Source organism: Glaesserella sp. (assembly GCF_041814905.1).
Classification (GTDB): Bacteria; Pseudomonadota; Gammaproteobacteria; order Enterobacterales; family Pasteurellaceae; genus Glaesserella.
In genome coordinates this window covers 11,921-34,535 of sequence record NZ_JBGXYA010000034.1, presented here as the reverse complement: position 1 = coordinate 34,535, position 22,615 = coordinate 11,921, and the positions used below count along the sequence as shown (strand labels likewise).

General features: G+C 42.7%; 24 protein-coding genes. 10 read left to right on the top strand and 14 right to left on the bottom strand.

All coding sequences use genetic code 11. The annotated features are described in order from the left end of the window. Nucleotides 1–110, top strand: a 110-nt coding sequence (locus ACEYJ7_RS05150) for an IS3 family transposase (RefSeq protein WP_373777694.1), incomplete at its 5' end; no start/stop codon positions are given. A 36-nt stretch (nt 111–146) separates the two neighbouring features. Here the strand turns inward: ACEYJ7_RS05150 and ACEYJ7_RS05145 are convergent. Beyond that, nucleotides 147–989 carry a patatin family protein gene (locus tag ACEYJ7_RS05145; protein ID WP_373778016.1) on the bottom strand — a complete coding sequence of 281 codons (843 nt, stop codon included), beginning with the start codon at nt 987–989 and terminating at the stop codon, nt 147–149. Nucleotides 990–998: 9 nt separating this feature from the next. Beyond that, nucleotides 999–1,442: an FMN-binding protein MioC gene (gene mioC / locus ACEYJ7_RS05140; RefSeq protein WP_373778015.1), complete on the bottom strand. Its 444-nt coding sequence runs from the start codon at nt 1,440–1,442 to the stop codon at nt 999–1,001. A 146-nt stretch (nt 1,443–1,588) separates the two neighbouring features. On the opposite strand from mioC, the gene ACEYJ7_RS05135 reads away from it, so the two are divergent. Continuing rightward, complete coding sequence (locus ACEYJ7_RS05135; RefSeq protein ID WP_373778014.1) at nt 1,589–1,810, top strand: hypothetical protein; 222 nt, start codon at nt 1,589–1,591, stop codon at nt 1,808–1,810. Nucleotides 1,811–1,869: 59 nt separating this feature from the next. On the opposite strand, the gene ACEYJ7_RS05130 is transcribed toward ACEYJ7_RS05135, so the two are convergent. The 5 genes from ACEYJ7_RS05130 to ACEYJ7_RS05110 form a co-directional block, all read right to left on the bottom strand. After that, the gene (locus ACEYJ7_RS05130; protein ID WP_373778012.1) at nt 1,870–3,003 is read right to left on the bottom strand and encodes a Gfo/Idh/MocA family protein; all 1,134 of its coding nucleotides are present in this window, start codon (nt 3,001–3,003) and stop codon (nt 1,870–1,872) included. 86 nt (nt 3,004–3,089) lie between these two features. Continuing rightward, nucleotides 3,090–4,118: an ABC transporter permease gene (locus ACEYJ7_RS05125; protein WP_373778011.1), complete on the bottom strand. Its 1,029-nt coding sequence runs from the start codon at nt 4,116–4,118 to the stop codon at nt 3,090–3,092. A gap of 12 nt (nt 4,119–4,130) precedes the next feature. Next, entirely contained in the window at nt 4,131–5,669 is a 1,539-nt protein-coding gene (locus ACEYJ7_RS05120; protein ID WP_373778010.1) for a sugar ABC transporter ATP-binding protein, read from the bottom strand. Nucleotides 5,670–5,883: 214 nt separating this feature from the next. Further along, nucleotides 5,884–6,822: a sugar ABC transporter substrate-binding protein gene (locus tag ACEYJ7_RS05115; RefSeq protein WP_373778008.1), complete on the bottom strand. Its 939-nt coding sequence runs from the start codon at nt 6,820–6,822 to the stop codon at nt 5,884–5,886. A 283-nt stretch (nt 6,823–7,105) separates the two neighbouring features. Continuing rightward, the gene (locus ACEYJ7_RS05110) at nt 7,106–8,617 is read right to left on the bottom strand and encodes a CoA-acylating methylmalonate-semialdehyde dehydrogenase (RefSeq protein ID WP_373778007.1); all 1,512 of its coding nucleotides are present in this window, start codon (nt 8,615–8,617) and stop codon (nt 7,106–7,108) included. Between the two features lie 208 nt (nt 8,618–8,825). Between ACEYJ7_RS05110 and iolB the strand changes: the two genes are divergently transcribed. Then, nucleotides 8,826–9,650: a 5-deoxy-glucuronate isomerase gene (gene iolB, locus ACEYJ7_RS05105; protein ID WP_373778006.1), complete on the top strand. Its 825-nt coding sequence runs from the start codon at nt 8,826–8,828 to the stop codon at nt 9,648–9,650. A 71-nt stretch (nt 9,651–9,721) separates the two neighbouring features. Here iolB and rfaC read toward each other — a convergent pair whose 3' ends face one another. The 5 genes from rfaC to ACEYJ7_RS05080 all read right to left on the bottom strand — a co-directional run bounded on the left by rfaC (nt 9,722) and on the right by ACEYJ7_RS05080 (nt 14,133). Continuing rightward, complete coding sequence (gene rfaC / locus ACEYJ7_RS05100) at nt 9,722–10,687, bottom strand: lipopolysaccharide heptosyltransferase RfaC (protein WP_373778005.1); 966 nt, start codon at nt 10,685–10,687, stop codon at nt 9,722–9,724. Next, entirely contained in the window at nt 10,684–11,244 is a 561-nt protein-coding gene (locus ACEYJ7_RS05095; RefSeq protein WP_373778004.1) for a YcxB family protein, read from the bottom strand. Before ACEYJ7_RS05095 ends, rfaC begins: the two co-directional genes overlap by 4 nt. A gap of 3 nt (nt 11,245–11,247) precedes the next feature. Then, a complete protein-coding gene (gene waaF / locus ACEYJ7_RS05090; protein WP_373778003.1) occupies nt 11,248–12,291 on the bottom strand; it encodes a lipopolysaccharide heptosyltransferase II in 1,044 nt (347 codons plus the stop codon). 9 nt (nt 12,292–12,300) lie between these two features. Continuing rightward, nucleotides 12,301–12,693, bottom strand: a complete 393-nt coding sequence (locus tag ACEYJ7_RS05085; protein WP_373778002.1) for an MliC family protein — start codon at nt 12,691–12,693, stop codon at nt 12,301–12,303. Nucleotides 12,694–12,759: 66 nt separating this feature from the next. Next, the gene (locus ACEYJ7_RS05080) at nt 12,760–14,133 is read right to left on the bottom strand and encodes a LysM-like peptidoglycan-binding domain-containing protein (RefSeq protein WP_373778000.1); all 1,374 of its coding nucleotides are present in this window, start codon (nt 14,131–14,133) and stop codon (nt 12,760–12,762) included. Between the two features lie 289 nt (nt 14,134–14,422). On the opposite strand from ACEYJ7_RS05080, the gene ACEYJ7_RS05075 reads away from it, so the two are divergent. The 7 genes from ACEYJ7_RS05075 to modF all read left to right on the top strand — a co-directional run bounded on the left by ACEYJ7_RS05075 (nt 14,423) and on the right by modF (nt 19,829). Further along, on the top strand, nt 14,423–14,746 hold the full coding sequence (locus ACEYJ7_RS05075; RefSeq protein WP_373777998.1) for a ComEA family DNA-binding protein: 324 nt from the start codon (nt 14,423–14,425) through the stop codon (nt 14,744–14,746). Nucleotides 14,747–14,849: 103 nt separating this feature from the next. After that, entirely contained in the window at nt 14,850–15,743 is an 894-nt protein-coding gene (gene asd / locus ACEYJ7_RS05070; RefSeq protein WP_373777997.1) for an archaetidylserine decarboxylase, read from the top strand. 53 nt (nt 15,744–15,796) lie between these two features. Then, a complete protein-coding gene (locus tag ACEYJ7_RS05065) occupies nt 15,797–16,366 on the top strand; it encodes a DUF1287 domain-containing protein (RefSeq protein ID WP_373777996.1) in 570 nt (189 codons plus the stop codon). Between the two features lies 1 nt (nt 16,367). Beyond that, nucleotides 16,368–16,907: a DsbE family thiol:disulfide interchange protein gene (locus tag ACEYJ7_RS05060; RefSeq protein WP_373777994.1), complete on the top strand. Its 540-nt coding sequence runs from the start codon at nt 16,368–16,370 to the stop codon at nt 16,905–16,907. A gap of 77 nt (nt 16,908–16,984) precedes the next feature. Continuing rightward, on the top strand, nt 16,985–17,446 hold the full coding sequence (locus tag ACEYJ7_RS05055; RefSeq protein ID WP_373778018.1) for a cytochrome c-type biogenesis protein CcmH: 462 nt from the start codon (nt 16,985–16,987) through the stop codon (nt 17,444–17,446). A gap of 2 nt (nt 17,447–17,448) precedes the next feature. After that, a complete protein-coding gene (gene ccmI, locus ACEYJ7_RS05050) occupies nt 17,449–18,339 on the top strand; it encodes a c-type cytochrome biogenesis protein CcmI (protein ID WP_373777993.1) in 891 nt (296 codons plus the stop codon). A 38-nt stretch (nt 18,340–18,377) separates the two neighbouring features. Continuing rightward, nucleotides 18,378–19,829, top strand: a complete 1,452-nt coding sequence (gene modF / locus ACEYJ7_RS05045) for a molybdate ABC transporter ATP-binding protein ModF (protein ID WP_373777991.1) — start codon at nt 18,378–18,380, stop codon at nt 19,827–19,829. Nucleotides 19,830–19,910: 81 nt separating this feature from the next. Here the strand turns inward: modF and ACEYJ7_RS05040 are convergent, their stop codons facing one another. Both ACEYJ7_RS05040 and ACEYJ7_RS05035 read right to left on the bottom strand, forming a co-directional pair. Further along, entirely contained in the window at nt 19,911–21,266 is a 1,356-nt protein-coding gene (locus tag ACEYJ7_RS05040; RefSeq protein ID WP_373777990.1) for a PTS sugar transporter subunit IIC, read from the bottom strand. A gap of 2 nt (nt 21,267–21,268) precedes the next feature. Then, the gene (locus ACEYJ7_RS05035) at nt 21,269–22,609 is read right to left on the bottom strand and encodes an alpha-L-fucosidase (RefSeq protein WP_373777989.1); all 1,341 of its coding nucleotides are present in this window, start codon (nt 22,607–22,609) and stop codon (nt 21,269–21,271) included. Nucleotides 22,610–22,615: the final 6 nt, after the last annotated feature.

The following is a 22,615-nucleotide window of genomic DNA, read 5'->3' as shown; positions in this document are numbered from 1 at the left end:
TACAGGCAGAAATTGAAGAATATTTGGTGTATTACAACCAAAAACGAATTAAACCCGACTTAAAAGGATTGAGCCCGGCACAATACCGAGCTCAATATTTACGTGAATAACCTGTCCAACTTTTGGGGGGCAGATCATGTTGAACGTTATTTCGCTAAGTAAGCTTTCAAATTTTCCAACGCGCTATTGGCATCTTCCACCCCTAAATCGTACATTTCCTGTAGCTTATTCACATCTTTTTCAATCCGCTTCACCGCCAAATCTTTAGACGGACGAATGACGAAAATTTCACCCAGCTCACTGAGTCTTATTAGCTGCTCCAAGCGTTGGTTATATTCGGCATAGCGGTTGTTAAGGGTTGCTGCCAAATGAGGATACTGATGATAAAACAATTTGCTGATAAGCGGGTTAGGTTTTGTTTTACGATAATCGAACGGGCGGGTCAACACGACAATGATTTTATCGTAGCCGAAAGCTTTACATTGATCTAACGGGATACTGTCGGAAATACCCCCGTCGAGATATTTTTTGCCGTCAATTTCTACCGGTTTGGATACATAGGGCATTGCAGAGGTAGCCCGCAATATTTCCATCTGTTGAAACGGGTCACTAATTTTAAAATATTCCGGCTTGCCGCTTTCGATATTGGTGGCTGTTACATAAAAAGCAATCGGCGATCGTTTAAAAGTTTCGTTATCGAAAATATCATATTTAAACGGTACTTCATAAAAAGCAAACTCTTTATTGACGATATTACCGGTCGTAATCAGGCTTTTAAAACCGATATAACGCCCGTCATTCATTAACGCTTTGTTATAACGCAAGGCTCGCCCTTTCTGTTTGGAAAGCAAATTTACCCCAAATAAAGCGCCCGCCGACACAGAAACAATGCCATCAATCGGAATATTCTCATCTAAAAAAACATCAAGCACACCAGCAGTAAACATGCCGCGCATTGCACCGCCTTCTAACACCAAACCAATTTTCATTACGAAGCCTTATAAATTATTGATAAAGTTAGGTAACCACTCTTCTGCAGAACCATCGTGATCAAAATTTTGCGTGACATCAATGCGCAATGACTCACAAACCTGCGTTGCGCCACAAGTCGTTAAACTCTGTTCAACAAGATTTACTGCGTGACAAAACGTATCATAATCGCTGCTACCTAAACCGATAACGCCAAATTTCATTGCATTGAAATCCGGTTTCGTTTTATCAATTTCTTCAAATAACGGTTTGATATTATCCGGCAATTCACCGGCACCGTGGGTGGAAGTGATCACAAGTAATCGTGTTTGATCTTGTATATCCGCAAGAGTGGCGTGATTAAAGACCGTAACGTCAAATTGCTGTTGGCTAAGCACATCATTTAGGTTATCCGCCACATACTCAGCACCGCCTAAAGTACTACCGGTGATGATACAAATGGATTTATTCATAAGAATATTCTCACAATCATGGTTATTTAATTTTAAAATATATAGAATTATCAAGACGAGTGAGAGAAAGGTCAAGCGGCTATTTAAAATCCACTTATCTCTATCAAAAAAGTAGAAATAAACATGGTTATCTTATAGGAGGCTTTATGAAAACATTACTTTGTACTATCGGTTTAATTACAATATTAACCGCTTGCACAAACAGTGACGGTGACGCATTATCTTGTGAAACGGATGCTTGTGGACAACCGTCTCAGCCACTCCAAAACAACACTCCAAATACTCATGAAATAGGTTCTCAAAAACCAACTCAATCTCAAACAAGTTTAGAGGCGGTTCACCATTCAATCATAAGTATTTTCAAATAATCATTTGCAATCATATCGATAAAAAAAAGCGATTTCAGTTTAACTGAAATCGCTTTTTATTATATCTCATTCACATCCACCCATCGTTGTTGCTCTGCAGAAAGAGCTATCGCTTCAAGCACTCGTGATACCCGATATCCCTCTTCAAAATCAGGATAAATTCTTTCACCGCTAGCAATACCATCAATCAAATCCCGAATTTCAACGCTTTTTTGATCGTTAAAACCGATACCGTGTCCGGCACTGGCACAAAATGCGCGATAATCCGGATGCTCCGGACCGACTAAGATGGTCTTAAAGCCTTGGCGATTTGCGTCCTCACTATGCAAATAGAGCTTTAGTTCCGCCATTCTTTCTTGGGTATAAACTAACGTCCCTTTGGTGCCGGTAACCGTATAAGTTAATCCCATTTTTCGCCCGCAAGCAATACGAGAGCTTTCAATCGTGCCCATCACACCATTAGCAAAACGTACCAAAGCACTGGCTTGATCTTCATTTTCTACCGCAATTTTTTCGGTCAATTTTTGGGGATTCGGGCGTTCGCTAATGACCGTCTGTATATCACCGCATACTTTCACAATCTGCTCGCCGACCAAATAGTGCGCCATATTCACAATGTGAGCGGCGAGATCCCCTAATGTACCTAAACCTGCGGTGACTTTATAGCAATGCCAATCGATCGGGGTATTCGGATTCGCAAGATAATCTTCATTATGCGTACCGTAAAAATGTACCACGTCACCGATTTCACCGTTACGGATAATCTCTCGAGCCAATTGCGTCGTCGGGTTTTTAATATAGTTAAAGCCGACCAACGTTTGCACACCGGCTTTTTGTGCCGCTTCAACCATCTCTTTGGCATCTTTTGCTGTTAAGGCCAACGGTTTTTCCGAATAAACGTGCTTACCATGAGCAATAGCAGCTAACGCAATCTCTTTATGTAAGAAATTTGGCGTGCAAATATCCACCACATCAATCTCTGGGTGAGCAACCAATTGTCGCCAATCGCCGGTAGCCTCGGCAAAACCAAATTCTTTGGCTTTTTGTTCGGCAAGCTGCTGGTTGATTTCAGCTAAGTACTTTAGTTCGATCTTCCCTTTCAACGGAAATAAGGTCGGAGTTTGAGCATAAGCAATGGCGTGGCAACGACCGATATATCCCGTGCCGACCAGCCCGATTCGGATAGTTTTCATAATAGTTCTCCTCGAATTTATGAGGTGATGAGTTATATATCAATAAAATCGGTAAATTTTCACAGAAAACTTACCGCTTGTATCAGCTAGAGCGCGCCACGACGGCTCTTCGCATAAGTATCAAAAGTAACCGCAAGGATAATAATCAAACCCATAATGATTTGTTGATAGTAAGCAGAAACGTCCATCAACACCAAGCCGTTAATTAATACCCCCATAATAATGGAACCGAAAATCGTACCGGTAATGCGTCCATAACCACCCATTAAGGAGGTTCCGCCGATAACGACTGAGGCGATAACACGTAATTCAAATGCCACACCGGCAACAGATTCCGCACTACCTAAACGTGCACTGAGAATAAAGCCTGCCAAACCGGCTAAAGCACCAATCACAACATATACGCTCACTAAAGTACGATTGATATTTACCCCGGCAAGTCGGGCGGCTTCCGGGTTGCCACCGACAGCATAAACATAACGTCCCCAACGGGTTTTATGTAATGCGATATAACCAGCAATTGCAACTATCGCGAAAATCACCACCGGCACAGGGACACCCAGAATATCACCACGTCCCCACCAACGATAACCCGCATCAAAACCGGCTATCGGTGAACCGTTATTAATCACTAACGTTACACCACGCCAAATTGTCATGCCGCCAAGGGTTACGATAAACGGAGGTAATTTAAGTTTGGTCACTCCTAAGCCGTGCAACCAGCCGATAAAAGTTCCCAACACGAGGCAGATAGTCAAACCGATAAGCCAACTCATTCCGCCCCAAGCTCCCGGCTCGACGGTGACGGTATTATCGCCTTTAATAATATAAGCGGCGAACATTGCAGTTACCGCAAGAATAGAACCGACGGAGAGGTCAATACCTGCGGTTAAAATAACGAAGGTCATCCCCACCGCCATAATGCCGAAAATCGATACTTCGGTCAGTACGTTATAAATATTACGTTGTGAAAGGAAAGCACTGTTTTGTGATTGGAAGAAAATAATCAATAAAATCAAGAAGATCAAAACCCCAAAACGTTCAAAGAACGCCACAAAATCAATTTTGCCTTTATCGTCAACAATACCTAGATTTTTTAAGAATTGAGCAGACATATAAACCTCTCTTTAATTATTTCTTTGTACGCCAATGGCCATCATCGACATCAATTTTTCTTCGGTAGCATCATCACCGTGAATCTCACCGGTTACTCTGCCTTCCGATAAGGTAATAATACGGTCAGAAATCGCCATAATCTCCGGCAAATCGGAAGAAATGACCAATACTGCAACGCCTTTTTTTGCCATATCGAATAACACTTGGTGAACTTCAGATTTTGCACCGACATCAATACCACGCGTCGGTTCATCAACGATTAGCACCTTCGGATTTAATGCCATACAACGAGCAAGAATCACTTTCTGTTGATTACCGCCCGATAATTTGCGTGCTTCCAATTCACTGCTTGCCATTTTGATACGCAAAGCCTGACGATAAGTTTCGATCAACTTGTTTTCACGGTTATCATCCACAAACAAGTTAAATTTCAACAGACTTTTCAACATTGGTAAGGTCATATTGGTACGAATTGGCAAACCTAAAACCAACCCTTCTTTTTTACGATCTTCCGGCACCAACGCAATCCCTTTTTCAATCGCATCCAGCGGTGATTCGGCGTGGTAAGGCTTCCCGTTGAGCAAAATTTCATCCGCAGTATATTTCTCAACACCGAACAGACAGCGGGCAATTTCGGTACGCCCCGCACCGACAAGCCCGGCAATACCTAACACTTCACCTTCGTGGATATTGAAAGAAACACCGTGCAAAGCGATACCGTGCGGATCAAGTGCCGGTTTTTCACGCTGAAGATTTTTAATCGAGAGAACCACAGGTTTGTGAGTGTGATGGGTTTCTTCCGGTGGACGGCGGGTAAATGCAACTTCTCGTCCAACCATCATTTTGATAATGTCATCCACGGTTGTGTCTGCAACTTCTCCTTCACCGGAATAACGGCCGTCCTGGAATACGGTGAAGCGATCACATAAGGCGAACACTTCGTTTAAACGGTGGGTAACGTAAATCACGCTCACACCGCGTTTTTTAAGATCGCGCACAATACCGTGCAATGTTTCCACTTCTTTATCACTTAATGCTGCGGAAGGTTCGTCCATGATGATTAATTTGGCATTTAAAGTCATTGCACGGGCAATCTCAACCATCTGTTGTTGTGCGACGCTTAAACGGGCGACTTGGGTATCAGGGCTGATGTTTAGCCCAAGATTATCCAATACGATTTGTGCTTCTTCACTGACAGCTTTTTCATTAACGAACAAACCTTTACGCGGTTCTCTGCCGAGAAAAAAGTTTTCGGCTACCGTCATATTCGGTAAAAGATTGAATTCTTGATAAATCGTCACAATTCCCTTTAATTGTCGATCAAACGGGGAATCATGAATATCGAGTTGTTCTCCGTTGAAAAAGATTTCACCGCTGGTTTGCGGCTGCGCACCGGAAAGCGCTTTGAGCAAGGTCGATTTACCAGCTCCGTTCTCACCTAATAAAGCGTGAACTTCGCCCGGTTGAATCGTTAATTTCACACCGTTAAGTGCCAACACACCGGAGAAACTTTTTGTGAGATCTTTTACAACGAGTAAAGGAGCGGACATAGAAACCTCCTGAGAATGAGGAATAAGAGCCTTTTACTTAGAATTAAAGTGTCATTCTCGCCAAGAAAATACCGAGAGTAATGACAAAGAGATAAAATAGGGGGCTACAAGCGGTCAGTTTTGCCCGAAATTTTGCAAATCCCCTCAAATAATGCCGTTCAGCTTGCTTGACGCTGTAGCCCCACCGAATCGGATAAGGCTACAGGCAAACGGATTATTCGCTGATTTCTGAGAAACGTTCCGCTTCTTGAATATTACCTTGAGTAATGACTTTCGGCGGATAATCCGCGCCGGTCACTGCTTTATTATCGCGAATATTACCGACAATTTGTTCCAACGCTGTAGTTACCGCATAACCCGGGCGTTGGTCAGCCGTCAGGAATAACCAACCGTCTTTCACACGAGCAAGCGCTTCAGGCGTTGCATCAAAACCAGTGACGGTAATATCACCCGCTTTATAGCCTTGGCTTCTTAATGCTTCAATCGCACCTAATGCCATATCATCGTTAGCGGATATAATGACTTCAACCTTCTCTTTTAAGGTTGGTAATACGCTTTCGATAATACGTAAACCTTCCGAACGTAACCAGTTACCGGTTTGATCGATCACGATTTTGTATTTATCGCCGCCGGCACTTAGTTCATCACGAATACCTTTGGTACGCTCGATATTGGAAGTTGAACCCGGTTGACCGGTCAAAAGAATAATTTTGGCACCGTTAGGATATTTCGCTTTCACCGCTTTGGCGACTTCTTGACCACCGGTGTAGTTATTTGCACCGAAATGAGGAACCGGTTTACTGCTTTCTACTTTACGGTCTAAAGTGGCGGCAGGGATATTTTCTTTCAGAATATCTTCAACCGCTGCGGAAATCGCATTAACGTCGTTTGGAGAGATAATGATACCTTTTGCACCGCGGGTTACTGCATTTTCTAAGTCTGACGCTTGTTTGGTTGATGAGCTTTGACCATCCAACACTTGCAATTTCACTTCTAATTTTTTTCCTGTCTCAAGCGCTACTTTTTGTAACTGAACTTCAAACGGGCTGGAGAGATTCGGTAAACTAAATACAACAAGTTCATCTTTTGCGAAACTATTTACTGCTAAACCAAGCGTTAATGCACTAAGTGCAAATTTTAGACGCATTTTCATAACGTTGTCCTCTTTGTGAGTGGTTGGTGTTGTCGTTAATGCAATCTTCATACCGAGAAGAATGGATCTTTTTATTTCAATTACTGTAAATATGAAATAAACTTACCGAAATAAGAATATCACTGTCATTTTTTTCGTCTATCACTTTGTTTAAAATTTGTTACACAGATCACAATTTATCTGGAAAAATAAGTCAAAAATGGAGTCGCAATCACCAAATAAAAAGCGGTCTTTTTGCAAAAAATTAGCACAAAAAGACCGCTTGTATCTAACTGAATAATTCTTATAACGTAGGCATACTAAAGGCTGCCTGCGTTCTTACCTTACTATTCGGCCAACGGGTTGTGATTGTTTTCATGCGGGTATAAAAACGTACGCCATCCGTACCATAAACATTTAACGGACCGAAAATTGAAGCCTTCCATCCTCCAAAACAATGGAATGCCATTGGTACCGGAATCGGAATATTTACTCCAACCATTCCGGCTTGGACATCTTGAGTAAACTGACGTGCCGCATCACCGTCACTGGTAAAAATCGCACTGCCGTTACCATAAATATGGCCATTGATAATCTGCATTCCATGCTCATAATCCTTCGCGCGAACCACACAAAGCACAGGACCGAAAATCTCTTCGCGGTAAATCGTCATATCCGTTGACACGTGGTCAAATAAGGTTCCACCGACGAAATAACCGTTTTCATGCCCGGCAACTTTGAAATCACGGCCATCAACGCAAAGTGTTGCGCCTTGCGCCACACCTTGATCGATATAACTGATAATTTTAGCTCGATGTTCTTTCGAAATTACCGGTCCCATATCGTTTTCCTGTTGACCTTCCGGTAAGATTCCCGGACCGATTTTAAGGGTTTTCACTTTCGGCGCTAATTCTGCAACCAATTTATCCGCCATTTCATCACCGACAACGACCGCCACGGAAAGCGCCATACAACGTTCGCCCGCAGCACCGAATGCTGCGCCTAACAACGTATTTGCCGTACTCGCCACATCCGCATCCGGCATAATTAATGCGTGGTTTTTGGCACCGCCTAAAGCTTGAACGCGCTTACCGTTGGCAGAGCCTTTTTCGTAAATATATTGCGCAATCGGTGTTGAACCGACAAAACTTACCGCTTGAATGCGCGGATCCGTTAATAAAATATCAACGGCTTCTTTATCCCCTTGCACGACATTAAATACACCGTCCGGCAAGCCCGCTTCTTTTAATAACTCCGCTAAACGAATAGAAACCGACGGGTCTTTTTCCGATGGTTTTAATACAAAGGTGTTCCCGCACGCCAATGCCACCGGAAACATCCACATCGGCACCATAGCCGGAAAGTTAAACGGAGTAATACCGGCTACCACACCTAACGGCTGCTGGATAGAATGGATATCAATACCGCCACCGGCATTTGCCGAAAATTCACCTTTTTGCAAATGCGGAATACCTGTTGCAAATTCAACAACTTCTAACCCACGAGTTAATTCCCCAATCGCATCCGAATAAATCTTACCGTGTTCACTGGAAATAATACGTGCCAGTTCGTCGAAGTTTTTTTCAAGTAACTCTTTGAATTTAAATAAAATTCTTGCTCTACGTAAAGGTGATTGTTTTGACCATTGCGCAAACGCTCGATCTGCTGCGCTGATCGCTTGATCTACTTCGGACGCAGTACTGAGTTTCACTTTCTTGGTTTCTTCACCGGTTGCCGGATTAAATACGGAAGCACTGCGCTGGCTTTGGCTTTCAATTTGAACGCCGTTAATAAAATTCGGAATAAATTGGCTCATTGTAAGATCTCCTTAACTCGAGGGAATAACATGTTTTCTCACATAAAACTACCGCCAAAAAGAAAAAAAATCAACCAAATTAACAAAAAATGAAATATTTTTTTCATTTTTGTGATCTGATTAAAATGTTTGCAGTTTGCTTGTGGGAAAATAGATCCGAATGGGCTATAGTGAAACGGTTTAACCGTATCCAATCAAAGAGGTGTCTATGAGTGACTTACTTTCTAAAAAACAGCAACAAGCTAACGGACAAATTCAGCACATCACGCCGGAAAACGCACAATGGGAATATGTTGGTTTTCAGGCATATCTGTTAAAACAAGGTGAACGACTTGCCTTAAACAGTGAACAAAACGAGCTTTGTTTCGTTTTTGTCGCCGGAAAAGGAAATGCCGTTGTAGACGGGCAATTATTCGAGCAATTAGGCAACCGTCAAACTCCCTTTGAACGAATTCCGCCTTATGCACTCTATGTACCGCCGCATAAACAAGTGAACATCGAAGCAACGAGTGATTTGGAACTTGCCGTCTGTTCTGCACCTGCTATCGACGGTAAATTGCCGGTAAGAGTCATTACACCCGAAGAGATTGGTGTAGAAAAACGCGGTGTCGGTAACAACCGACGTTTAGTACATAATATTTTGCCGGAAACCGAACCGGCAGAGCGTTTATTGGTGGTTGAGGTATTTACCGACGAAGGAAACACCAGTTCTTACCCAAGCCATAAACACGACCAAAAAAATTCACCGAATGAAACCTATTTGGAAGAAACCTACTATCATCGTTTTGAGCCGGCGCAAGGCTTTGCTTTACAACGTGTATATACCGACGATCGTAGCTTAGACGAGTGCATGGCGGTTTATGATAAAGATGTGGTCAAAGTACCGAAAGGTTATCACCCTGTGGCAACTATTGCAGGCTATAACAACTATTACTTAAATGTCATGGCAGGTCCGGTACGTCAATGGAGGTTTAGTTGGGAAGCGGATCATACTTGGGTTAACAGTGCGGAATACGCCGAGAAATTCAAATAAATCAATGCCGTGGGTATTTGATTATCCACGGCAATTTTTGCAAAAAATCCGTTGAAACCGACCGCTTGTTGCTATGCCAAGCAATCTTGAAGTCTGTCCCACACTTGCTGCGGTAGAATGTTATCCATTCCGTCTGCGGATAAGTAGATCTGATTTTTACCATAAGCACCAATTAATTTCGGATCAGTCGCACCGTATAAAATAATATTCGGTTTATCCAATGCGGCGGTTAAATGACTTAAACCGGTATCCACAGATACCACGGCTTGAGCGCCAGCAATGTGCTGCGCCAATTCGCTTAAAGTAGATTTCGGCAACACGGAAACCCGCGGTGAAACTTGTGCCAAACGTTCGGCTCGTTCACATTCCGCATGATTTCCCCAAGGCAAATCGACCGCAATACCTTGCGCAGTCAACCGTTTAAATAATTCTACCCAATAGGATTCCCGCCAATGCTTGCTGTCACGGGTTGTTGCGTGAATCGCAACGATATAGGGTGAACAAGCGGTCGTTTTGGGCGAAAATTTTGCAAATGTTGAAGCCAAACCGTAATCACCGATGTGTTCGGGCAGAGGGTAGCCAAGTGCGAGGGCAAACAATTTTCGGATTCGTTCAACGGCGTGCTGTTGATACGGAATCTCATAATTTTTGTCGTAAAAACAAGCACTTAACCCTTCGCGTGCGCTGTTTCTATCATAACCGTATTTCGTACCGTGTGCTAAACGGGTAGCGAGAAGTGCGCTTTTCAATAAGCCTTGAGCATCAATTACCGCATCATATTCTGTCGCTTGAATTTGCTGTTTATAGGCTCGCCACTCTTGCCAAGTTGTTGCTTTAAACAGATTTTTACGCCAATGACGAATAGAAACGGGAATAACTTGATTTACTGCACTATGCCATTTGGGAATTTCGGCAAACGCTTGTTCCACCACCCAATCGACTTGTAAATCGGGAATCGCGCTTTGAGCATCAGTTAAGGCGGGCAAGGCGTGGATCACATCTCCCATGGAAGAAGTTTTCACCAAACAGATTTTCATGACCGCCCCATTTTCTGTTTAAGCGCCCGTTCAAACGCTAAAAGTTCGGCATTATCAGTAAAAGCGCTATAAGGAATGGCATAAAAATACGCTTTATTCAGCACAATAATCAAATGCTGTTTAATATGTAACACACGGTCAATGTAAGGATAGTAAGTTGTGCTATGGCAGTAATCCGTTTGTTGATAAAGCCCATCTTCATCCAAACGTAGGTAAATCTGATGACCTTCGTCTCTTGCCGACATAACAGAAAAACGCGCTTTCTCCGTGAGATGGATGCGAATAAATACGGAATATCCAATCACAATTAAACCGGAAATCAGGAAGCCCCAACTTAGCCATTGCCACATGGTATTTTCATAATAGTATTCAAAATAATCTTGATGCTCACGAAATTGAAAAAACAGAAAAAAAACAAAAACATAGAAACACCAATAGATCAGCAAGTCCAGACAAGATCTGATTTTTAAGTATTGGTTTCCTTTATAAACGGATTTACCAACCCACTTGGCAAATTCAAAAGTCTTTTTTTCACTATACAGGTAGCGTACTTCCATTTTTTAACTCGTCGCCAACAAAGCGGATAACTTTTCTAATACCATTTCCGGTTGAATATCGATTAAACTTTGGTGGTAACCATCGATACCTTCCCCTTTGCGAATTTTTATCAAACCGCCTTCGATTAAGCGAATAATTACCGCATTTTTTGACAACGGCGGAGTATATTGTGGGCTGGTCGGCCCATAAAGCGCAACTAACGGGCGATTGAGTGCGGCTGCGATATGCATTAAACCGGAGTCATTACTCACTATCGCTTTACAGTCTGAAATCAGATCCACCGCTTGATTTAAGTTCGTTTGCCCGGCAAGATTTATGCAATAACGTTGCAATGTTTCCGGCAAAGCCACACGGATCTTTTCACCCGCCTCAACATCTTTTTGCGATCCGAATAAACGGATCGCATAACCTTGCTCGATCAACTTTTGCGCCAAGGTTGCATAGTGATAATGCGGATAACGTTTTGCCGGCCCGAATTCAGCACCGGGACAAAAGCCTATCGCCTCTCGGTTTTCCGCATAATCAAACTGCTTGGCAAAATGTGCTTTACTTTGAGCAACGGTGACTGGATTCACTTGCAGATAAGGATAAGCAATCGGCAGTTGGTCAGCCGTCGGAATCGCCGCCTTATCGAATGCCAAGGCAACATAACGCTGTACCATCATCGGATAATCATTTTTGTTGCTACGCAAATCATTCAATAAACCGTAGCGCATTTCACCTTTCCAGCCACGGCGCTTGGGAATGCGGGCAAAAAACGGAATAAACGCCGATTTTAACGAATTCGGTAATACAATTGCCATTTGGTATTGATTTTGCAAATTTTTGCCCAAATCGTACCGCTTGCATAAGGCAAATGAGCCATGTCCGATTGGCATGGAAATCGCTTTACGCACCTCGGGCATACGAGAAAGCAACGGACGGCACCAATCGGGTGCCATCACGTCAATTTCACAATTCGGATAATTTTGTTTCAGTTGTTGATAAAGTGAATGCGACATCATCATATCGCCAACCCAAGAAGGTGAGATAACCAAAATATTCATAAAATCTTCCTATCCCGTTTTTAAGCAATTTTCCGCCAAAATATTATTACGATTATCGTGTAGCGTGCCTTTACCGTTCGCCTCAAGCCAAATCCAGCGGATATTGCTATATTTTTTGCCTCGTTTAGTGACGGCAGAAGAGAGTTTATGAGAAGTTTGGTTAAAAATAACGGTGATCGTTTTATCTTTCGGAGATGTCGGAACTTGAACTCTCACGACTTTTTGGTTTGCACATAAGTAATTGATCGTCACCACTTTTTTAGCTGTAGTTCGATTTTCTATTTCTGCGGTTGGAGTGGTTACCGCCATCTGCACTTGTTCGACAGGCGCAATACAACCACTTAAAAATAGCCCCGTTAAAGTAAAAAACACGATTTTTTTGCAATAGCGAAAATAAATCATGACATCCTCTCCATTTTAAAAAATAGAAAGAGCAACGTGTTACCACATTGCCCTTCAATCATTTTATTATTTAAATACGTAACTACCGTCTGTCTGGCGGATAAATCGACCGCCGGATCCAATGGTCATTTCCGTTACTCGGTTATTTTTATCAAGGCGAACCGTGACTTTTTCGCCCTCTTTTAATCGGCTTATCATGCTATTTACTTTGTTCATTGCGTTTACGTCTGCAATATTTAAGCCGTTATCACGAAAGACTTGCATGAGTGAAACACCTTTCGGCACCGTCATTGTTTTGCTCGAAACCGCTCCCGCAGCCGACGTTGTTCTGGTCGGCTCGGCTTTCGGTTTAGGTTGAGCTTGTATGGTTTTGGTTTCTGCTTTCGGTTGTAGCGCAGGTTTTGCTTTTTCCGCTTTTTTCTCGGTTTCCGGCTGATAAATCACGCTGTTATTGCCGGTATTCGGTCTCACTTCAGGTTGTTTTACAGCAACCGCCACCACTTCCGCCCCCGTTTGTGTTGTCGGTGTGATCGTTACGGTTTGTGCCGTTTGCACAACTTGTTCCACTTGGTTTTGAGCCGTTTGAGCAAGTTGGTCGGCTTGCTGCTGAGCCACTTGTTGTTGAGCCACTTGCTGTTGAACCGCTTGTTGCTGCTGGGCAGCTTGCTGTTGTGCAGCTTGTTGCTGAGCCTGTAATAATTGCGCTTCTTGCTGCGCTTTTTCCTGTAAAGCTTTCGCTTCTTCTTCGGCACGTTTCGCTTCCGCTTCATCTACCGGGCGGAATTCAATCGGTAAACTGGTACCTTGCTGTTGTAACTCTTCTACGGTTTCCGGTGTGCTTGGTTTTAATAAAAAGAAGACTAATAATAGCGCAACGCCAAGCCCGCCGACGATGAATAAACGGCGATATTGCGGCGGAACGCGATCAATAACGGAGGCTTTAGGTTCCGGTTGAGGCTGAGTCGGAATCACTCGTTCAATGTCGTTTGTTTTCATAGCGGGTTGTTCTGTAACGGTTTGCGTTTCTGGTTTCGGAGTTTCCGTTTTAGTTTCGACTTTCACTTCCGCTTTAGGTTCAACCTCCGCAGTCGCTTCCACGATATTGTTATTTACCACGTGGCTGTCTTCAGCAACCGGAGCAAAAGTAAATCCGGCTGATTTTGCCGGTTTAACGGCATCCGTATTCTTCGTTTCTGTAGTTTGAGATTCGTTTTTATTGATCATAGCTTGCTCTTCCATGGAGGATAATGTGGTTGCAGAATCTGCCGGACGTTTCATTACAGGCGTAAAGGTATAGCCTGGTGCTTTACTGGAATGTAATGAAAAAGAAAGTTTTTCTTTTGCTGCTTGCTCTGCATTCGCAGAGGTTGAGTGGCTGTTCTTGTCTGTATTTGCGTTATCACCGAAAGTCGGCTCTTTACGCGAATTATTCTGGCTCATTTAAAAATTCCAAAGATCGTGATTTAAAGGGAAATTGTCGCTATTTTAAAGGATTTCTGCCTATTCGGCACGTTATTTTGCCCAAAATCTTCTGCAAGCGGTCGTTTTCAAACGTTTTTTTGCAAAAAATTTTTACCATGCACCGCTTATCACAACTTGTCCAGCTTGCCTTCCTGACTTTTTTCTATTTTGTCGATCTGCGTCGAAAAACCGATTTTTACCGATTGCCTACCTATTTTTAGCTAAGTAAGGTAGGCACGCAATTAATCACAAATTACAGGAGAAATCGATGAAAAAACTGGCAACTTATGGCATAAGCTTATTATTAGGTATATTTTCCGTCTCCGGTTTTGCGCAAACCGATGTACAAAACAGCACAACGGTTCAAACGGTTGAATCCGCCGTAGTGAATCCGAATGTCGTGAATATCAATAGTGCAACCGCTGCGGAAATTCAGGACAAATTAGTCGGTATCGGAGCGAAAAAAGCGCAAGCGCTGATCGAATATCGAGAAAAACACGGCAAATTTATCAGTGTTGAACAACTCACGGAAGTTTCCGGTATCGGCAAAGCTACACTGGATAAAAATCGCGATCGTATTGTATTGGAGTAACTTTGCGGCTCCCTTTAACGGGAGCCAAATCATCTCAGATTGTAAACTTTACCGTATTTGCTATACTGCTTTGCTTTGCAATATCAAGTAAATAGGTAACCTAATGCAACTAAAATCTTATCCGCGTCCAAGTTACGGACAACGAGCAAAAATTGCTTTTCAATATTTAATGCCGCAATTCGGCTTAACCCGAGCCGCGGGCTGGTTAGCTGAGCAAAGATGGGGGGCGGTAACTCATTTCATCATCAAGTTATTTGCTAAAAAATATCAAGTCAATTTAGCTGAGGCAGAAAAAACGCAAGCTTCGGATTATGCGACTTTTAATGAATTTTTTATCCGTCCGTTAAAAGAGAACGCCCGCCCGATTAATCAAGATCCGAAAGCGCTCTGTTTGCCTGCTGACGGGCGTGTCAGCGAACTGGGAAAAATCGAAGAAAACCGTTTACTGCAAGCCAAAGGTCATCATTTCACCTTAGAAACGCTACTGGCAAACGATCTGGAATTAGCGGCAAAATTCAAAGACGGAGATTTTATTACCACTTATCTTTCTCCGCGGGATTATCACCGTGTACATATGCCGTGTGATGCCACTTTACGCCAAATGATCTATGTGCCGGGCGAGCTGTTTTCTGTCAATCCGTTCCTAGCCGAACACGTGCCGAATTTATTTGCCCGCAATGAACGTGTCATCTGCGAATTTGATACGGAATTCGGTCCTATGGTACAAATTTTAGTCGGCGCAACCATTACCGCCAGTATGAGTACCGTATGGGCGGGTGTTGTGAATCCGCCGAGATCAAAAGAGGTGGTGGTGTATCATTATTTAGCCGAAGGCGAGACCTCCGTTCACTTGAAAAAAGGTGAAGAGATGGGGGCATTTCGTTTAGGTTCGACAGTCGTGAACCTCTTTCCGAAAGGGGCGGTCAAATTAGAAGATTATTTGGTGCCGCATGAACCGACGCGAATGGGTGAACGTTTGGCTGAAATCATCAAATAAACAATGCGGATGTCCGCATTTTTGCAAAATGTTGTTTAAAAAAGACCGCTTGTATGAAACGAATACTGTTTGCTTGTTTACTTTTTTCCAGCACATCGCTGTGGGCTTTTTCAGGGCAAGCCTTGGTGAAGGATGCGCGTAAGCAAATCGGTGTCACAAAATTTTACGATGCCACCTACAGTAAAATCGACTACCCGATGGGTGATGTACCGATGACTAAAGGCGTTTGTACCGATGTGGTCGTGCGGGCTTTACGTGAACAGAAAATTGATTTGCAGCAGCTGATTCATGAAGATATGCGTCAGCATTTCAAAAGTTACCCGAATAAATGGAATCTAAAATCCACCGATAAAAATATCGATCATCGCCGCGTCCCAAATATCGCGACTTATTTCAAACGCCAAGGCTATGAGATTAAAAACGGGGACTACCAAACAGGCGACATTATAACTTGGGATTTAGGCAAAGGCTTAGTGCATATCGGTATTGTCTCCGATAATAAAGCCGGTGACGGCACACCGCTCATCATCCACAATATCGGCAAAGGCACCCAAGAAGAAAATATCCTCCATCAATTCAAAATTACCGGACATTTCCGTTTATCGAACAAAATAGGGCAATAAGATGAATAAAAAACTGTTTATACCGTTAATCGTTTTTTTAGCATTAATCGTCGCTTTTACCTACCAATTACAGCGAAATGCCAACGGTGACGATCCGAAAGCGCTTGAATCCGCCTTGATCGGTAAAACCGTTCCTGATTTTCAATTGGAATCGCTGTTAGACCAAAATCAGATTCTTGATGCTGCCATTGTTAAAACCGGCTCACCACGTTTGCTCAATGTATGGGCGACATGGTGTCCGACTTGCTATGCCGAACATCAATATTTAACGATTCTTGCCAAACAAGGCATCGAAATTGTTGGTGTCGATTATAAAGATGAACGTGAAAAAGCCTTGAAATTTCTTGCCGATTACGGCGATCCGTACAAAGCCGTGATTTACGATCCGAAAGGCGCTCTCGGCTTAGATCTTGGCGTTTACGGCGCACCGGAAACGTTTATCATCGACGGTAAAGGAACCATTCACTACCGCCACACCGGCGATGTTAATCAGAAAGTGTGGGATGAAGTGTTAAAACCGATTTATGAGAAGTTGAAGTAGTTAACCCAAGACAATGACATTGTTCCGGTAAAACGACGATGTCATCAAACGATAACAAGGCGATATCAATGAACTATATGAACAAACTTTTAATTCCATTTACGTTATTGCTTTCGACAACCAGCTTCGCCGCCATCGAAACCCATCAATTCGATAATGCGCAACAGGAATCGGATTATCGCGCTTTGATTCAAGAATTGCGTTGCCCGCAGTGTCAAAACAATAATATTGCCGATTCAAACGCCGCAATTTCAACGGATATGCGCAATAAAACCTTGGAATTACTCAAACAGGGGAAAAGCAAAGACGAAGTAGTGGAATATATGGTGGAACGTTACGGCAATTTTGTTACTTATGACCCGCCTCTCACACCAGCGACGGTTTTATTATGGCTAATGCCGTTATTGTTGATTGCCTTGGGCTTTTTGATTATCGGAAAACGGAAAAGAAAAGGTATACAAGCGGTCGGATCCGAGCAAAAATTTGCAAAAAATGTGGATAAAGCACGTTTGAATCAAATCCTGAACGAGAAGGAATAACTATGAATTTCTGGCTTTTACTCAGCGTTATCACCGTAATTATCGGTGTCATTGCATTTTATCCGTTACTACGCAAATCCACGGTATCTAACACACAAAAACGTGAGAATCTGAATAAAGCATTCTATTTCGACCGATTGAAAGAAGTAGAACGCGAGGCGGCTGAAGGGGTAATTGATGATTTGGCGCAAACCGAACTGGAATTACAGCAAAGCTTATTAGACGATATTCCAGAGCAAACAGAGCCAACGCTCACACATAAAAAATCGTATACCAAAGTATGGTTTATCGCGTTAATCGCCCTTGTCGGTGTGATCAGCAGCGGCATTTATTTGAGTGTCGGTTCTTGGTTCAGCGGTTCAATGTTGGAAATGAGCCACCAAAAACTGGACTATTTCTACGAGCGAATTAAAACGGAAGAAACCAATCCGCTTTCCAATGAAGAGTTAAACCAATTCGGGATAGCTCTACGGGTTGAGTTACAGAAAAATCCGCAGGACGATAAATCGTGGTTTTTATTAGGGCAAATCGGTATGGCGATGAATAACGGGCAACTTGCGTTAGACAGTTTCGCCAAAGCCAGCCAATTACAACCTGATAATATGCAATATAAATTGCCTTATGCGGAAATTCTGCTATTTTCTGACGACCCGAAAGATAAAAGTCTCGGTGATCAAATTTTGAAAGAGATATTGCGAGCCGACCATTCCAATATTAAAGCGCTGAGTTTATTGGCGTTCAGCGCTTTTGAACGTGAAGATTACAAAATGGCGGCGATAACTTGGGGAATGATGCTGAAATTGATACCGGAAGACGATCCGCGCCGAGCAACGATTGAACGCAGCATTCAGTCCGCCTTGTCGATGATAAAGTCGGAAACCGAAGAGAAATAAAAAATCCTGTTTTTGTTCACGGTGTAGGTGATGTTGTTATGCAAATCAAAATTCAGAAAGCCATATTTCCGTTAGCTCAACATCAACAGCTAAACATTGAACGCCTTGAAATCAATCCGAAAGATTTTTGGGTGATTGTCGGTGGGAACGGGAGCGGTAAAACGGCATTTTCGCAAAGTTTATGCGGAAAATTACCGCTTGCAAGCGGTCAGTTTGAGCAAACTTTTTGCAAAATTGCACTTTCGTCTTTTGAGCAGCAACAAAAAATCATCGAAGCGACGTTTAACGACCGCAATAACGATTGCGTTAGCCCCGATGATTTCGGCATGACCGCACGCCAGATGATTTTAGCCGGTAGTAGTGATAAATCGGAATTGTGCCATCGATATGCTGAGCGATTACAAATTAGCCGATTGCTTGATCGCCCGTTTATTCAGCTTTCTACCGGTGAAAGTCGCAAAGTGCTGCTCTGTCAGTTGCTTGTTAGTGAGCCGGATTTATTGATTTTAGACGAAGCGTTTGAAGGATTGGATAAACAATCCGTACAAGATTGGCTGGCGTTACTGGCAGAATTGCGGGACAAAATGGCTGTCGTGCTTATTGTTAATCGCCTGCATCATATTCCGCCTTACGCCACGCATTTGGCATTGCTCGATCACTTACAACTGCTTCTGCAAGGCGAAAAAGCCGTTGTTGAACAAAATCCGATTTTCCAACAGCTTCGCTATGCCGAAAGCGCAGTGGATGTGCCTTTACCAACGGCTACCGCACCGGTTGAGGAGTTAGATCCGGCTATCAACCCGTTTGAGTTAAAAGAGGTGACGATTCAATACGGTGAGCAAAAAATTTTAGATAAACTCTCTTGGACGGTGAAACCGAAACAACATTGGTGGATTAAAGGCCCGAATGGTGCGGGGAAATCGACATTGTTATCGGTAATTAGTGGCGATCATCCTCAATCCTATTCCAATCAAGTGATACTTTTCGGCAGACAGCGCGGTAGCGGCGAAACGATTTGGGACATAAAAAAACATCTTGGCTATGTTGGTAGCCAATTACATATGGATTATCGGGTAAATTGTTCGGTACGCGATGTGATTGTCTCGGGCTTTTTCGATTCCATCGGCATTTACCAACTTGTTCCCGATGCGTTGAAATTGAAAGCAAATGAATGGTTAGCACGCCTCAACTTAACCCATCTTGCCGATAAGCCTTTTCGCTCACTCTCTTGGGGTCAACAACGGTTATTACTGATTACCCGAGCAATGGTGAAACATCCGTCGATTTTGATTTTAGATGAACCACTACAAGGCTTGGACGGGCTTAACCGTAAATTGGTCAAACATTTTATCGAACAGTTAGTCGGTAACAGCCATACTCAATTACTGTTTGTTTCCCACCAAGATCAAGATGCACCGAACTGTATTACCCATTTGTTCGAATTTATTCCGCAAGCTGATGGCTATCGCTATCAACAACACGCCTTATAAATCCAAATTTAACGACAAGATTATAGGGGCAGACCAAATCTGCCCCTACCTTTCAAGCGACTTAAACCTGCTTTTAATATTTTATTGCGCCGCTTCTTTCGCTTTGGCGATCAAATCGGCCTGCTCCGCTTCACTGATTACGTTAGCTTGCTCTCTCTCCACACAAATTTTCTCGTACATTTTGAAGAACGGATAGTAGATAAAGATATCAAGAATAATCAGGAAAATACTCAATATCGGCGCCCAAATATCTCCAGCAGAAACAAGATACGCGCCTATAGGTGCCGGTGTTGTCCAAGGCGCCATTAAATAGATTCTGTGGATTAAATTAAAATCTAATACTAAGTAAGCAATGATTGCATTTGCCATAGGTGCAAAAATCAGTGGGATAAAGAATAATGGATTCACCACCATCGGCACGCCATACACAATCGGTTCACCGATTGAGAAAAATGACGGTACCAAACCGATTTTACCGATTGAGCGTAAATGTGCTGATTTACTGCGAACTAATAAAAAAGCTAATGCAATTACTCCGCCCGATGCACCGTGTACGATATAGAAATCCCAGAATGAGTTCGTGATGATATATGGTAATGGTTCACCTGCTTGGAATGCCTCTAAGTTTGCCGCCATATTTTGTAATAAGAACGGGGTCCATAACTGCATTAAGACTAATGAGCCGTTAATCCCCAAAAACCATAATAAATGGGTCGCAAAAACGAAAAGACAGATAGCACCTAAGGTATCGCTCACCGAGATTAACGGCGCCATAAAGTCCATAATCAATTGCGGAATATTTTTACCCATTTCACTTTCTACCCAAATTGCAAACGGATAGATAGTTAAGAGCACAGCTAAAATCGGAATTACTATGTTTAAAGATTCCGCTACTGCATGTGGCACCTCTTTCGGTAAACGTACGCGAATTTTTAAGTATTCTAAGAAACGGGTCATTTCTACCGTATAAATACCGATAAAGATGGCTGAAAATAGACCGATTCCGCCAAAAAATTTGATATCCATCATGCCGTCTTTAACCGGTGCGGCAACCAATAAGAAAGTCATTGCCGATAAAAATGCAGCCGGTAACGGCTCACGCTTATAGGCTCTGGCTAAATTATAAGCGATACTTGCTGAAGTAAATAAAGAAATCGCATTAAACGACATTTGGAAGAAATTCCAGCCATACGGGCTAGCCCAAGTTGCAAAGCGCCACCATGCTTGGCCGAATGAATTTGTTGTATTTTCATCAAACGGCGGGATAAGTAGAATCATAATGAAACTACCGACAATTAAGAACGGTAAAACCACAATAAAACCGTCACGAATCGCTGAAATATGCGGTTGATTTTCCATACGTCTTGCCACCGGTGCGACATGAGTATTCATAAAATCAATAAAACGGGCTGTTTTTGGTTGAGTTGCCATTGTCATAATTATTTTTCTCCCTCTGCAATTTTAAATCCTAAGACATACCAATCCGGTTGATAATTTTCGATATATAAAACTCTGCCAGCCTGAGTTGTTTCTACTTGGAATTTTACGTCCGGATTTAATGCTTGGAGATCGCCATAAATCGAGAGCGGTAAACACGCTTTAGCCTCCTTTAAACCATCGATATAGAGATAAAGATCGCCATTAACTTGAGTGTAACGCACCGTTATTTCACCCATGTGCTGGGTCGGATGGCGACTGCATCTGGATTTATAAATCCCTTCACCGTTTACCTCCAACCATTTACCTAAAGCCAGTAATCTTTCAACTTGTTCTTGAGGAATTGTGCCGTCCGCTTTCGGACCGATATTGAGTAATAAATTACCGTTGTCCGCTACCGTTTCAACTAATAAGGAAATTAAATCTTTTACCGAAATCAGATGGCTTTCATCTTCAACTTGGTTATAACCGAAAGACAAGCCCATACCGCGACACATTTCCCATTTTTTATCACGAGATGCGATACCGTGTTTGTACTCTTTTGAAGTGAAATCGCACCAAAGTTTATTCCAACGATCATCCACAACCCCTTCCTGAACAGTGTTGTAGTAATATGCAAACAAATGAGGCAACATATGTTCACCGATAACCGGCCAACCGATATCATTCCAAAGAATATCCGGTTGATATAAATCGATAAGCTCAACCACTTGCTTATATGCGTAGTCTGCATATTCATAGGTTGGACAAGCGTTAGAGAAGTTTTGGCTTTCCGTAAAAATAGGCGCAGACGAATAAGTCCAGTCGATAATACCAGAGTAGTAAGCCCCCATTCTTAGGCCTTGAGCGCGCACGTTTTGGGTCAACTCTCCCATTAAGTCACGTTTCGGCCCTTGTTGCACACTGTTAAAATCAGTGTGTTTACTTGGATATAAACAGAAACCATCGTGGTGTTTGGTCGTTAAAACAACGTATTTTGCCCCCGCTTGAGCAAATAATTTTGCCCACTCTTGCGGCTGCCATTTTTCCGCTTTCCATTGAGGTAAAAAACTGTTGTAGTCAAAATCTTCACCGTAAGTTTTAACATGATGTTCATAAGTCGGTCCGACTTTTACACGAATGGAATTGGAATACCATTCGGCATAAGGGTTATTACAAAACCATTGCTCATCAATATCGATTTCACCTAATTGGCAAGTCGGTGGCGCAAAAGCCGGTACCGAATAAATCCCCCAGTGAATAAATATGCCGAATTTGGCATCTTCATACCACTCCGGCACTTCGTGAGTTTTTATTGATTCCCAGCTTGCGTGGAAACGCTGAGTCGTTTTTTTACTATTCATATAGAC